The sequence below is a fragment of the Pseudalkalibacillus salsuginis genome (assembly GCF_021646685.1).
GTDB lineage: Bacteria > Bacillota > Bacilli > Bacillales > Fictibacillaceae > Pseudalkalibacillus > Pseudalkalibacillus salsuginis.
Genome location: NZ_JAKJHW010000001.1, coordinates 480953 through 495535 on the forward strand (window position 1 = coordinate 480953; position 14583 = coordinate 495535).

Consider the following 14583-nt stretch of genomic DNA (forward strand, 5'->3'; position numbering starts at 1 on the left):
TTAAGCACCTCTTTTTTAATTAGCTGCTGGGCTGTCTAGAAAGCTCTGTAAAATAAGCACAGCTGCCATTTTATCAATGACCCCTTTTCGCTTTTTACGGCTGACATCCGCTTCGATGAGCATCCGTTCCGCCGCAGCTGTGGTCAATCGTTCATCCCACAGCACTGTGGATATTTTTAATGTGTCCTCAACATGCCTGGCGAATTCTTGACACATTTCTCCACTCGGTCCTATTGTACCATTCATATTCTTCGGTAGACCTACCACGATTGTGTCGACTTCATGTTTCTCTGCAAGTTCCTTCACATACTGCAAATCCTGGTCGATGTCTCCCTTACGCCGGTATGTCTCGATTCCTTGTGCCGTCCATCCAAATGCATCACTTAATGCAATGCCGATCGTTTTTGTACCGACGTCTAATCCTAGTTTTCGCATAAGCAGTGATTATCGCTCACTTTCCTGGTGTTGTGCCAAATAGGATTTTACGAGTTCCTCAATCAATTCATCCCGTTCAATTTTTCGGATTTTGCTTCTAGCATCATTATGGCGAGGAATATAAGCTGGATCGCCTGATAAAAGGTACCCTACGATCTGGTTGATCGGATTGTATCCTTTTTCTTGCAATGAGTCGTATACTGACAACAAAACATGCTTGACGTTGGCATCCATCGAGTCGTCTTGAAAATTGAACTTTACCGTCTTGTCAAATGAGCTCATCTTGACACCTCTCTTTAGCGTTTGATTGGGAAACCCCTGATTTTCTACCTTCATTGTACATTATACATACAGGTTTAGGAAATGGATTTGACCAATTCGTAAACATAATTTAATGCGTCATCCAGCTTTTCAGGTTGTTTCCCACCAGCTTGAGCCATGTCTGGCCGTCCGCCTCCGCCACCTCCGCAACGGGTGGCTACTTCTTTTACAATTTTACCTGCATGATAGCCTTCTTTCGTTAAATTATCCGTAACTCCTGCAACAATATTCACTTTTTCATTATGAGCAGAGCCAAGGACAACCACACCACTTCCGATTTTGCTTTTCAAATCATCGACAATCGAACGTAAATTGTTCATATCACTTGCAGAAACTTTTCTAGCCAATACTTTTACACCATTGATTTCTTCAGCATGATCCATCAGCGAACCAGCTTCAATATTCGCAAGTTTCCCTTTCAGTGATTCATTTTCTCTTTGCAAATCCTTAATTTGGGATTGCATTGCCCCGACTTTTGCTGGTACATCATTCAAATTAGCTTTTAAAGCTTCTGCTGCATCCTTCAAGATTTGTACATGTCCTGTCAGATGACGGTATGCCCCTTCACTTGTGACGGCTTCGATTCTGCGTGTTCCAGCACCGATACCTGATTCGGCTATAATTTTGAACAACCCGATTTCTGCCGTATTTGCAACGTGGCAGCCACCACAAAGTTCAAGACTGTAATCACCAACTTTTACGACACGTACTTCACTTCCGTATTTTTCACCGAAAAGTGCCATTGCCCCCATCGCCTTCGCTTCTTCAATCGGCTTGACCATTTTTTCTACAGGAATCGTACTCCAGATTTTTTCATTGACGATTGATTCGATCTTTTCCAATTCCTCTGGACTGATCTGATTGAAGTGTGAGAAGTCAAACCGCAAACGACTCGGAGTCACTAGCGAACCAGCTTGATTGACATGTTTACCTAGGACATCTTTAAGAGCCTGATGCAGCAGATGAGTTGCAGTATGGTTTTTTATGATACCGGCACGGCTGATTTCATTGACAGTTGCTTCAACCGTATCCTCCACTTTCAATTCGCCTTTTTCTATATAGACCGTATGGAGGTTTTGCCCGTTTGGTGCTTTTTGGACATCTTTAACGACAGCTTGCACTTTGTCATTTTGCAGTGTTCCCTTATCAGCAATCTGCCCCCCGCTCTCTGCATAAAACGGTGTATGATCAAGAATAACGAGAACTTCTTCACCAGCTTCTGCTCTACTGACTTCATCGCTTCCTTTTACAATCACACTTACCTTGGAGGAACCATGAAGATGATCATAACCGATGAATTCACTCGCTGTTTTGATATCACTTAGAACCCCGCTCTGGACTTGCATGGATCCTGTGTCTTGCCGAGCCGAACGCGCCCGCTCCCGCTGGGCTTCCATTTCGGTCTCAAATTGTTCGCGACTGACTTTCAAGCCCTCCTCTTCCACATATTCTTCCGTTAATTCGAAAGGAAATCCATACGTATCATATAATTTGAAAGCGTCTGATCCTGAAAGTTCATTTTTTCCGATCTCTTTTGCATTTTTTATCATTTCGGATAAAATCGCCAAGCCTTCGTTGATGGTTTCATGGAACCGTTCTTCCTCATTCTTGACCACTTTTTGGATGAAATCTGAATTTTCTAGGACGTTCGGATAGAAATCTTTCATGACCTCAGCTACGACTGGAACAAGTTCAAACATGAACGGTTTGCTGATGTTCAATTGTTTAGCGAATCGGATCGCTCTCCGGATGAGACGTCGTAATACATAGCCCCGTCCTTCGTTTGAAGGTAATGCCCCGTCTGCTACTGCAAATGTGACTGTTCGGATATGGTCAGCAATCACTTTGAAGGCAGTATCATGCTCGGGATCTTTCCCGTATTCAATCCCTGAAATTCTTTCCGTTGCTTCAATCATTGGTATGAACAAGTCTGTTTCATAGTTCGTTGGCGCATCCTGCAGTGCACAAATGACCCGTTCAAGCCCCATTCCGGTATCGATGTTTTTCTTAGGCAACGGTGTATAGCTTCCATCAGGATTATGATTATATTGGGAAAATACAAGGTTCCAGATTTCTAGGTGACGTTCGTTTTCACCACCTGGGAAAAGTTCAGGATCATTCGGATCATTTCCGTATTTCTCACCACGGTCATAAAAGATCTCTGTATTCGGTCCACTCGGTCCTTCACCGATATCCCAGAAGTTTTCCTCTAAACGGATGATCTTTTCCTTCGGAAGGCCGATTTCGTTATGCCAGATGTCATGTGCTTCATCATCTTCTGGGTGGATCGTTACTGCAAGTTTTTCAGGGTCGATTCCGAGCCATCTTTCGTCAGTCAAGAATTCCCAAGCCCAATGGATCGCTTCTTTTTTGAAGTAATCCCCGATGGAAAAGTTTCCAAGCATTTCGAAGAATGTATGGTGTCGGGCCGTTTTCCCTACATTCTCGATATCATTTGTACGTATGGATTTCTGTGCATTGACGATACGTGGGTTTTCTGGAACCACACGGCCATCAAAGTATTTCTTCAATGTTGCAACCCCGCTGTTGATCCATAGTAATGAAGGGTCTTCATGTGGGACAAGGGATGCACTTGGTTCGACCCTATGACCTTTTTCTTTAAAGAAATCCAAATACATTTGTCTTACATCAGCTGAAGTCAGTGTTTTCATCATTGATTCCCTCCTATTTTCGTTTTGAAATCGAATCAGCTTTTTTAGGCAAACAAAAAACTCTCATCCTCAAAACAGGGACGAGAGTTATCACGCGGTACCACCCTGGTTATGAATACAAATGTGCATTCATCACCTCGACACATTAACGGTGTGCGCCGGCAGGGTTTACCTGCATTCCGGATCAGCGTTCAGTCAATCTTCATTCCAGAACCTCTTTCAGCCTGGGAGGTTCTTCTCTACAAGGAAGGGCTTTGACTTACTCATTCCATCATCACTTTACATATACATGTTCTGCTGTCGTTAATTATAGACTTTAATTTTCAGCATTGTCAACATTTCTAAAATGTTCTCTTGCATGGTGGAAGATGACTTTTCCAACTGCAAACAACGGAACAGCAAGCAATAACCCGACAATCCCTCCGATTTCCCCACCGATCAAGAGGGCAAAAATGATTCCGATCGGATGGATGTGCAATGTTTTACCGACGATCAACGGTCCAAGGATATTTCCTTCAATGAATTGAAGGATGATGATGATTCCTATGACGATCAATAGTTTATTGACTGAAATCGTAGCAGCAATCAAGGTAACAGGCACGGCTCCTAAGATTGGCCCGAAATAAGGAATGAAATCCGTGACACCAATAATGATACCAAGAATGATCGGGTAAGGGATCCCCACTATCCAGAACGAGGCGATTGCGAGTACAGCCAATATACAAGCTACTGTCAATTGGCCACGTATGTAGTTCCCCAACGACACATCAACATCATCAATGATCTTCTTTCCCGGTTCCTGCCACTTTTTCGGCGTTATGTTCCACATTGCCCTGCTAATCCCTTTGAAATCTTTAAGCATATAAAAAACGAGGAACGGAATGACGACCCAGGCGAACAGATTACGCCAGAATCCCTTAATCGTTCCGAGCACACCAGCAATCAATCCTTTCAAGTACTTCTCTACCGAGTTCAACGTCTTTTCAAACTCGATATGAACAGCTTCCGGGAGATTGTCGGTATGTTCGTAAAATTCCATGACCCAGGTGCGATAGGTTTCTGATAAATAAGGCAATTGGTCACTCAGATCCTTCAGTTGGGCAATCAGATAAGGGATACTTTTAAAAAGCAGAAATCCTATACCGCCAAAAAAGGTAAGATAAATGATCAAAATGGCAATTGATCGTGGAATCCCCCTTCTATGAATCCACTCAACAATAGGATGTAAGAGATACGTGATGAAGAGTGCAACGAAAAAAGGCAGGAATACTACAAGGAGTATATCTAGGATTGGATCCCAAAAAGGTTTCAGTTTCATAAGGACAAAGGCACATAATAAAGCCAATAAGACCATCCCAAGCCTTACCAGTGCTTCAATTGTAAAAAGTTTCTTCATAAGCGCCACCGGATCTCTTCTCAATATTCTCGTACCTTTAACGTACGCTTAAATGAACACCCTATTCACCTCCATGAAGAAAACATGGCAAAAGCTAAAGTTCACGACGCTCCTTTGGGTAAGTGGCCAGAGAGATTACGCAGTTTTGGATGCAGAGAAGGATGTACCGCTCAGCAACTTATTCACTTGGGTCACTTCAAGCTTTTTGCGGCAGTGACACATTTTTTGCATCTTATGTGTGAGCCCACGCAGAACCGAACTTTGTTTGGTTCGAGCCTCTGCGTCAGTCTTCCAGTGACCTACGTGACAGACGGGTTGCTTCCGTTTTTCAGGGTGAATTGGGAAGAAATCAACATTGAAGAATAACAAAGTTAAAGTAAAAAGACCTGACATTCAATTGAACGCAAGTCCTTATCAAGAAATCACTTTAGCAATTCTTTTGCGAAACCGTTTCATTTTCCTACCTGAAAATAAACGATTTCTTCTCATGTCTTTTCCGTATAATGATTTGATAAGATAGGCGCCGGCACAAGTCGTTGCTATAGTCATGATTGTACGATTCACCATTTAACACCATCCCAGTTTGAAGTTACATCGAAATACTTAGGTCGTCATCATCGAACAGATCATCTAAAGAAGTCAAACTGCCGTCTTCCTCGACTTGATTGAGAGCCAGCTTGCCATCAACAGCCGTCAGTTCGATGAAACATCCCCAACAATAATATTGATCAACCCCGATTTTGCCTAAGTCTTTGCACTGGCAGTTGGGACATCTCATGTTCGTTCCTCCTCTTGAATAAATCAAAAAGTGCTATGAATAGGATGTCCCGCTTTCTTTTATTTTATACGCTACTGCTTTTAGACCCGTTGATGAGAGAGGTTTCAACTGTTTCTCTTATTTTTTTGCTGAGATGTGAGTTTCGATTCCCTGAGTCATTTTGTTGTACTGCTCTTTCCAACGCATCCATTTCACCACAAAGGATCAAATATTCTTTGCTTCTCGTCACTGCAGTGTAAATCAAATTTCGCCGCAGCATCCGATAATACGCTTTTACAATCGGCAATACGACGATCGGGAATTCGCTCCCTTGCGATTTATGGATAGAACAGCAATAGGCATGGGTGATCTGGATGAGGTCCGTCTTTTTGAACGTCACTTCAATACCTTCAAAAGAGATGACGATCTGATCTTCTTTATCAGCCGTTTCTTTTGAATAGATGATCGAGACGATTTCTCCGATATCCCCATTGAAAATCTGCTCTTCTGGTACATTGACAAGCTGGAGAACTTTATCGCCTACACGGTAAACCGATTGAAAATACTCGATTTCTTTTTTTTGTTCATGGGGAGGATTGAACATGGCCTGTAATTCTTTGTTAAGTTCATCTATTCCAGCACGCCCTCTGTACATCGGCGCTAAAACTTGGACATCCTTTGCTGTGTATCCTTTTGTCATAGCGCTTTTACAAACTTGGAGGACCGCTTTTGTAACTTGATCATGAGAACACGGGAAAAAACGGCGGTCGTATTGGGGGTCTCTGAGATCCTCTGGCAGAGTACCTTTTTTCATTTCGTGAGCCAACTGTACAATGGTAGATCCTTTTGCTTGCCGATAAATTTCATCAAGCCTGACGGTCGGTATGACTTTTGAATTGATGAAATCCTTCAAGACCTGTCCTGGACTCACCGAGGGAAGCTGGTCTTCATCGCCTACTATGATCACCTGGATCTCATCAGGTAAAGCATCAAACAAACGATACGCTAGACGGACATCAACCATGGACATTTCATCGATTATCAAAAGCCGCCCGGCAATCGGATTTTCTTCATGATGTTCAAATCCACTTCCACCTTTCCAACCAAGTAAGCGATGGATCGTTACTGCCGGAAGTCCGGTTGATTCACTCATCCGTTTGGCTGCACGCCCGGTCGGCGCGACAAGCAGGAAGGGAAATTCGTCATCTTTGTACTGCTGTATATCCAATGAAAGGCCATGAATTTCGGCGTATGTTTCAATGATGCCTTTAATGACTGTCGTTTTTCCAGTACCCGGTCCCCCTGTCAAAATCATCATTGGGGAAATGAGCGCCTTATAAATCGCATCCTTCTGAGCTTCTGCATACTCGATTCCCTGGTTTTCTTCAAGCACACCAAGTGCATTGTAAAAGTCCGACAGTTCTATACGGTCATATTCGTCTTGTTTCAATAACCGTTCAAGCTTTTGGATCAAGCCATACTCTGCAAAATAAAGAGGAGGGAGATAAGCGTTTTCATCCTTGATGATCACTTTCCCGTCACTGTGTAAAGAAACAATCTCACTGTAAAAATCCATTTCAATGTCCCGCGGATTATTAAAGAGCAACTTTTTTGTTTCTTCTATCAGTTCTTCAACCTCTATGTATGTATGTCCGTGCTGGTTACAAAGTTCTTTTAGGTTATAGAGAAGACCGGCTTGAACACGCTCTGATGATGTTTTCTCGATCCCTAAAGCATTCCCTAGTTCATCTGCCCTTCGGAAACCGATTCCGTCTATATCATAAATCAGTTGATATGGATTCGACTGGATGACTGAAATGGCTTCTTCTTTATACGACTGGTAGATTTTCATTGCAATGGCTGGACCGATTCCGTATCGATGCAATGTACTTAACAGCTGTTCAAGACCTTGGTGTTCCATCAACGTTTCATGAATAGTCCTTGCTCGCTCTTCCGATAAATCCTTGACTTTATTCAATACTTCAGGATCCTCGATGATTTTTGAAAAAGCATCTTCACCAAGGGTACGGATAACCTTTTCCGCCGTCTTTTTCCCAATTCCATGGAACAGATCACTGGAAAGGTATTGAACCATGCCATCCTCAGTCCGAGGCAGATTTTTCCTATAAAATTCCACGACAAACTGTCTCCCGTATTTTGGATGGTCTTTCACATCCCCCCAGAAGATATACGTCTCTTCTTCCATCAATACAGGAAATGTGCCTACCATGATCATTTCTTTTTCTATCCTGTCTAAATTGGATTCCTTTGTTGATACTTTTAATACCGAATAAAAAGTATCATTATTTTGATAGATGATATGAAGAATAGAACCTTTCACATATCGTTTTTCATCTGTTTTTAAATCAAAATGGCCTTGTAACTCCATTATTTCGCCCCGCTACTTTTTGGTTTCAGTGGACTCTTGTATCTCATTGATTTTCTTGATCCCATTATGTGCAAGCAAATGATCGTTTTGGCATTCAATCGCTTTGTTGAACATCCCTTTTGCTTTATGGAGATTTTCTTTGTACAAATAGGCTACACCAAGATTATAGTAAGCGTCTGAATGGGTTGTATCGAGCTTGATGACATTCTCTAATGCTGTAATGGCTTGCTCGAACAGATTCAGCTTTCCTAGCGTCATTCCATATTGAAACCATGCTTCAGCGTCCTGGTCGTTTTTTTCTGCCGCTAATTGGAAATGCGGAAGTGCACGCTTGATGTCCCCTAATTGTGAGAAACTCATCCCTAGCATAAAGTGTGAATCTCCATCGGATAGGCCTTTCTTGACCGCCTCCTGAAAAAGGTCAAGTGCATCATCATACTGCTCAAGCTTATAAAAAACGACACCTGCCCCATAATAGGCAGCAGCCATTGATTCATCCAGAGAGATGGCCTTATCGAAAAAGCCAATCGCTTTTTCATACTCGCCTACCAGCTCCAGCAAGTTTCCGAAGTTCACATAAATGACCGGATCGTCCGGCTGTTCTTCAAGAGCACTATGGAAAGCCTTCGCTGCTTCTTCGTATTTTCCTTCTTTCATCAATTGAATTCCGAGTTTATTGTTTTCAGCCATCGTAAGCCTCCTTTTAATCTACTGTGAAAGGTTTGAATCAAATCAGCTCATTCCAGGTTCATAACCGATTTTTTATGCTCAAAAGCGGAAATATGCGCTTTTTTCTTTATTGAAGCCTATCTTTTCAGGTGTCTGAACGGCAATTTGCACGATTTTGAAATGCATTTGCACGGAAATAAAAATAATTGCACGATTTCAAAGAATGATTGCACGAATATAAAAATAATTGTGCGGCTTGAAGATTGGATTACGCCAAGTCAAAACGAATTGAATCAATGATCCTGTAATTGCACGAATCGGTCGGGAATTGCAACCAATGAATCAATATGTCGAAATCCAAATGGAAAGGACCTTGTCAAACTTCCATTTGAAAAGGTCCACTCCTGTCCATGCTCATTTTACAAATAAGAAATCTCTTCTTCTTTTTTGTAGACTTTATCGATCGTCCCTCCGCCAAGGCATACGTCCCCATCATAAAAGACGACGGATTGGCCAGGAGTGATCGCGCGTTGTGATTCATCAAAGATCACATCATATGTCCCGTCTTCAGTCTTTCGGACAGTCACAGCACGATCCGGCTGACGGTATCTGAACTTCGCCGTGCACTTTATCTCTTCCGGCATCTCTTCACCAGTCATCCAGCTAACCTTTGTTGCATTAAGCTTATCCGAATAGAGGAGTTCATTGTGGAATCCTTGTTCCACAAATAAGACATTCTTCTCAAGACTTTTTCCGACAACGAACCAAGGATCACCGTCGCCGCCAATGCCAAGTCCGTGGCGTTGACCGATCGTATAATACATGAGGCCGTCATGCTTTCCTTTCACCTTACCGGATAGCGTCTGCATCTCACCAGGTTGTGCCGGAAGATATTGACTGAGGAACTCTTTGAAGTTCCGTTCTCCGATAAAGCAGATTCCTGTGCTATCCTTTTTATTTGCGGTCGCCAGGTTCGCTTTTTCAGCCATTTCCCTGATTTCCGGCTTTTTGTATTCACCGATCGGGAACATGACTCTTGAAATTTGATCCTGGCTGAGTTGATTCAAGAAATACGTCTGATCTTTGTTGTCATCCACACCGCGGAGCATGACTTTTTCTCCGTTGCGTTCCCCGATCCTCGCATAATGGCCTGTGGCAACATAATCCGCTCCAAGGCTCATCGCATGATCGAGGAAAGCCTTGAACTTGATTTCTTTGTTACACATGACATCAGGGTTTGGCGTACGCCCTGCTTTATATTCTTCAAGGAAATAAGAGAACACTTTATCCCAATATTGCTTTTCAAAATTCACAGCATAGTAGGGAATGTCTAGTTGATTACAGACACGGATGACATCTTCATAATCCTCGGTAGCCGTACATACACCATTTTCATCGGTATCATCCCAGTTTTTCATAAAAATCCCGATCACATCATACCCTTGTTCCTTTAAAAGCAATGCCGCTACTGAAGAGTCGACCCCTCCTGACATTCCAACGACAACACGTATATCTTCGGGTCTTTTTTCCATTTATCTCACCTCCAAATCAAATCACATTGATGTCAATCGATTGACAATCCGGACCGTCTCTTTGGCTGCTTGTTCGATTTCTTCCATCGTATTGCCATGACCAAAGCTGAATCGGATTGCTGAAGTCATGCGCTCATGATCATCAAACATCGCTGCCAGTACATGGGAAGGTTCGATCGAACCCGCAGTGCAAGCAGAGCCGCTTGATGCTGCAATTCCAGCCAAGTCCAGGTTCACAAGCATAGCTTCCACATTCGTACCTGGAAAACTCACATTCAGTACATGCGGAAGCGAAAGATTGATTGATCCGTTCAATATATACTCAATACCTTCTCCGTCAAAAATTTCAAGCATCCTTTTTTTCATATTCAGAAGCTGTTCATGACGGCCGATCTTCTCTTCCTGAATTAACTCGACCGCTTTTTTCATGCCCATGATGCCCGGGACATTTTCTGTGCCCGCTCTTCTTTTACGTTCCTGCTCGCCCCCGAATGCTCTCGGTTCTAGCCATAGACCTTCACGTACATATAAGAACCCATTCCCTTTAGGGCCATTGATTTTATGAGCAGATACCGATAATAGATCAATCCCTAAATGCTTCACATCAATGCTGACACTTCCATATGCTTGTACCGCATCCGTATGGAAAAGTACTTTTTTTTCACTCGTAATCTTTCCAATCTCTTCAATTGGTTGAAGGGTACCCACTTCGTTATTTCCATACATGATGGTTACCAGGATCGTATCGTCACGGATCGCATCTTCAACTTGTTGAGGATCAATTCTCCCCTCCTCATCGGCAGAAAGGTACGACACTTCGAACCCGTTCTCTTCTAAATATTGAACAGCATGTAAAACAGCATGATGTTCAACCTTCGACGTGATAATATGTTTCCCTTTCTCCTGTAGCGCAAGCGCTGTTCCAATAATCGCCATATTATCGGATTCAGTTCCACCGCTCGTAAAAATGATTTCCTTGAAATTGGCATTGATGCTCGAAGCGATCACCCTTCTTGCTTCATCCAATGCTTGTCTTGTATTACGGCCGAATTGATGGATGCTCGAAGGGTTTCCGTATTGTGTTGTAAAGTATGGAACCATCGCCTCAACAACTTCCTCACGCGTAGGAGAGGTTGCAGCATGATCCAAATAAATCGCACTCATAAAAATCACCTGTATTGTAATGTTCACATTCTCCGGAACATTTACGATTATTTTAAACCACGGTCGTCAATTGACGACGTTTATCAATTGTTCGCTTTTGAACTCACATTAAATGTAGAACATGTAAGACTCCTGATCATCCTCCCCGCCACTATAAGAAGCCAACTCCTCAAGAGTGGTGCTGTCAAGGACTCCTTTCACCGCATCGCGGATTTTGATCCAAAGGTCCCTTTTTGCTGGTTCTTCGTCATCCAGGATTTCAACAGGTGTGATCGGGCCTTCGAGTACACGGATGATATCTCCTGCTGTTATATTTTCCGGATCCCGGGCTAAAGTATACCCGCCGTATGCCCCTCGTACACTTTTCACTAACCCTGCATTACGGAGCGGACCTACCAACTGTTCAAGATAGTGCTCGGATAATCCGTGGTCTTTTGCAATTGATTTGAGGGAGATTGGCCCTTCACCATGTTTTTTTGCCAATGCCATCATGATGGTCAATCCGTAACGTCCCTTAGTTGAAATTTTCATAATTTCCTCCTCGATTGACAACTCTACTACACCCAAAAGGTCAGTTATACCTCTATCGTATCCTATAATTCCATGATTTGGTGTTTGTTTCTCCGATTATCGTATCTGAATTTTTTACCTATGACATTATAGCACGAATAAGGTTCTTCTTGCATTGAATCGAGTCGTATAGTATCGTTCAGTTGAATTGATACAACGGATTCGAAGAGATAGTCCCTGAAAGGACGTGGAAATATGGATCTATTCGATGTGTCTATGGAAGATGGACCAAATGGGAAACCTCTTGCTGATCGGATGAGGCCAAGAAATCTGGATGAGTTCATCGGACAGGAACACATTGTCGGAAAAGGCAAACTGCTCCGGCGGGCAATTGAAGCTGATCAGTTATCAGCAATGATCTTTTTCGGGCCCCCTGGTACTGGGAAAACAACTCTTTCAAAGATCATAGCGAATACGACAGCAGCCCACTTTGAACAAATCAACGCGGTCACCTCTGGTGTAGGAGATATCCGTACCATTACGACCCAGGCAAGGGAACGGTTGAAGATGGAAGACCAAAAAACCTTATTGTTCATAGATGAAATCCATCGTTTTAATAAAAGCCAACAGGATGCCCTTCTACCATATGTAGAGGATGGAACGATCATCCTGATTGGTGCCACGACAGAAAGTCCGATGTTCGAAATCAATAGGGCCCTATTATCGCGATCAAGATTGTTCCGTTTCGAGCCGCTGACAGAAGAGCATACGAAAAAAGTAGTGGAAACAGCGATCAAGGTTCCTGACAGAGGGTTCGGCAACCATTCGATCAACGCCGAGGAAAAAGCGCTTGACCATCTGGTTGATGTAGCCGGCGGAGATGCACGTACAGCATTGAATGCACTGGAACTAGCTGTTCTGACGACTCCTCCTGATTCAGAAGGAAATATCCACATTACTTTGGAGATTGCAGAAGAATCGATTCAACAGCGTGTCCTGCAATACGATAAACAAGGGGACAACCATTATGATACGGTTTCAGCCTTCATCAAAAGCATCCGGGGGTCGGATCCTGACGCCACACTCTACTGGCTCGCAAAAATGATCTATGCCGGTGAAGATCCGAAGTTCATCGCTCGAAGACTTTATGTACATGCGGCCGAAGATGTTGGTCTAGCAGATCCGAATGCTTTGCTCATCGCTCAAGCTGCAGCCCAGGCAGTCGATTTCATCGGTATGCCAGAAGCCCGTATCCCACTTGCAGAAGCAGCTCTCTATATCGCAACTGCGCCTAAAAGCAATGCAGTGATTACAGGAATAGACCGAGCATTGAATACGGTGAAAAATGAAAAAGCCGGGCAAGTTCCGACACACTTGAGAGATGCCCACTACAGTGGGGCGAAGGAATTAGGTTCGGGAGTGGGGTATAAATATCCTCATGACTATAAAGATGGTTATGTGCCGCAACAATATCTTCCCGACCATCTCAAACATAAATCGTTCTATCATCCGAGTGAACGCGGGTATGAAAAGACAGTCACCAGAAGGCTTGATTATTATAAAAGCCGGGATGAATACAGCTGAATAACCTATCAATCAATCTTTTACAAAAAATAATATAGTAATCTTGTATAGTTTCTCTCTTTTTTGTCCAACATAAGGCTAAAAACCTTCTGGGATAAAAAGGAGAGAATTTTTCATGTCGAATCAAAGACAAGATGCATGGTCAGAAGAAGACGATCTATTATTAGCTGAGACGGTGTTAAGGCATGTTCGTGAAGGAAGCACACAGCTTCAAGCTTTTGAAGAAGTTGGTGACAAATTGGATCGGACATCTGCCGCAGTCGGTTTCAGATGGAATGCGATCGTTCGAAAAAAGTATGAACAAGCACTGAAAATCGCTCGTCGTCAACGCAAGGAACGTAAACGGGCCGCAGCTACGAGCAATTCACAAAAACCGAAACAGACGGACAATACCACGACTTATCAAACTCGCTTTGATGAGCCTATGGATTTTGAAAACTATCATCCTCTTTCTGAACGTAAGCATAAAAATTATACAGCCGAAGAAAAACCTGAAACTTCACCGACACCGGTACCGGCTTCAAGACCGCAAGAACCTGTAATCAAGCAGCAGGCTGAACCACAATCAATCGATCTTGATACCGTTATTCACTTCTTGAATCAATTGAAGAGTGACAATACTGGTTCTCAATCGGTAAAGGAAAGAAATGAACGCCTAGAACAAGAATGTGAAATGCTGAAAAATCAAAATAAAGAGTATGAAGCAGAATTGAAGGAATTGAAAGATAGCTTCGCATCATTGAAAGAAGACTATCAAGCACTCCTCCAAATCATGGATCGTGCAAGGCGTATGGTCCTGCTTCAAGATCAGGAAGAAATTTCTGCATCCAAGTTCAAAATGGATAAAAACGGTAATTTGGAAAAAGTAGCAAAGTAAGAACCGATAGACACAGCAAAAGGGGCTGCCCATAACAATAGTGCCAGACACCAGACCACGGTTTTCCATCATGTTATTCGATACCGTAAATGTCTGATACTTATGGGGCAGTCCCTTTTTCCATTTCATATTTAGTGGACAACAGAGACCTTACTCGCTTGTGTGGTCTCATTTAGCCTGCTTTCCCGAAGGTGGCATATTTCCAGTTTCCATCTCCTTGGCATCATTCAATTAGCAACAAACCTTTAGAAAACACCCAGAAAAAAAGTGCGCTCCT

The 14583-nt window shown here is 42.9% G+C and carries 13 protein-coding genes; 2 read left to right on the forward strand and 11 right to left on the reverse strand.

Annotated features, from left to right (window positions below):
- Positions 1 to 15: 15 nt before the first annotated feature.
- The 11 genes from ruvX to cymR form a co-directional block, all read right to left on the reverse strand.
- Positions 16 to 435: a Holliday junction resolvase RuvX gene (gene ruvX / locus L1611_RS02515; RefSeq protein ID WP_236311478.1), complete on the reverse strand. Its 420-nt coding sequence runs from the start codon at positions 433 to 435 to the stop codon at positions 16 to 18.
- Between the two features lie 9 nt (positions 436 to 444).
- Positions 445 to 717, reverse strand: a complete 273-nt coding sequence (locus tag L1611_RS02520; protein ID WP_225064063.1) for an IreB family regulatory phosphoprotein — start codon at positions 715 to 717, stop codon at positions 445 to 447.
- Between the two features lie 74 nt (positions 718 to 791).
- Positions 792 to 3428: an alanine--tRNA ligase gene (gene alaS, locus L1611_RS02525; RefSeq protein ID WP_236312018.1), complete on the reverse strand. Its 2637-nt coding sequence runs from the start codon at positions 3426 to 3428 to the stop codon at positions 792 to 794.
- A gap of 316 nt (positions 3429 to 3744) precedes the next feature.
- On the reverse strand, positions 3745 to 4824 hold the full coding sequence (locus tag L1611_RS02530; protein ID WP_236311480.1) for an AI-2E family transporter: 1080 nt from the start codon (positions 4822 to 4824) through the stop codon (positions 3745 to 3747).
- A 414-nt stretch (positions 4825 to 5238) separates the two neighbouring features.
- On the reverse strand, positions 5239 to 5391 hold the full coding sequence (locus L1611_RS02535; RefSeq protein ID WP_236311482.1) for a hypothetical protein: 153 nt from the start codon (positions 5389 to 5391) through the stop codon (positions 5239 to 5241).
- Positions 5392 to 5413: 22 nt separating this feature from the next.
- Positions 5414 to 5602 (reverse strand): hypothetical protein, encoded by a 189-nt coding sequence (locus L1611_RS02540; RefSeq protein WP_225064065.1) that lies wholly within the window; start codon positions 5600 to 5602, stop codon positions 5414 to 5416.
- A 64-nt stretch (positions 5603 to 5666) separates the two neighbouring features.
- A complete protein-coding gene (gene recD2, locus L1611_RS02545; RefSeq protein WP_236311484.1) occupies positions 5667 to 7970 on the reverse strand; it encodes an SF1B family DNA helicase RecD2 in 2304 nt (767 codons plus the stop codon).
- 12 nt (positions 7971 to 7982) lie between these two features.
- Entirely contained in the window at positions 7983 to 8660 is a 678-nt protein-coding gene (locus L1611_RS02550) for a tetratricopeptide repeat protein (RefSeq protein WP_236311486.1), read from the reverse strand.
- 398 nt (positions 8661 to 9058) lie between these two features.
- The gene (gene mnmA, locus L1611_RS02555) at positions 9059 to 10171 is read right to left on the reverse strand and encodes a tRNA 2-thiouridine(34) synthase MnmA (RefSeq protein WP_236311487.1); all 1113 of its coding nucleotides are present in this window, start codon (positions 10169 to 10171) and stop codon (positions 9059 to 9061) included.
- Between the two features lie 21 nt (positions 10172 to 10192).
- Complete coding sequence (locus tag L1611_RS02560; protein ID WP_236311489.1) at positions 10193 to 11335, reverse strand: cysteine desulfurase family protein; 1143 nt, start codon at positions 11333 to 11335, stop codon at positions 10193 to 10195.
- A 108-nt stretch (positions 11336 to 11443) separates the two neighbouring features.
- On the reverse strand, positions 11444 to 11866 hold the full coding sequence (gene cymR, locus L1611_RS02565) for a cysteine metabolism transcriptional regulator CymR (RefSeq protein WP_236311490.1): 423 nt from the start codon (positions 11864 to 11866) through the stop codon (positions 11444 to 11446).
- A gap of 234 nt (positions 11867 to 12100) precedes the next feature.
- On the opposite strand from cymR, the gene L1611_RS02570 reads away from it, so the two are divergent.
- Both L1611_RS02570 and L1611_RS20760 read left to right on the forward strand, forming a co-directional pair.
- The gene (locus L1611_RS02570; protein WP_236311491.1) at positions 12101 to 13429 is read left to right on the forward strand and encodes an AAA family ATPase; all 1329 of its coding nucleotides are present in this window, start codon (positions 12101 to 12103) and stop codon (positions 13427 to 13429) included.
- 115 nt (positions 13430 to 13544) lie between these two features.
- A complete protein-coding gene (locus tag L1611_RS20760; protein WP_322972503.1) occupies positions 13545 to 14306 on the forward strand; it encodes an RsfA family transcriptional regulator in 762 nt (253 codons plus the stop codon).
- Positions 14307 to 14583 lie beyond the last annotated feature (277 nt).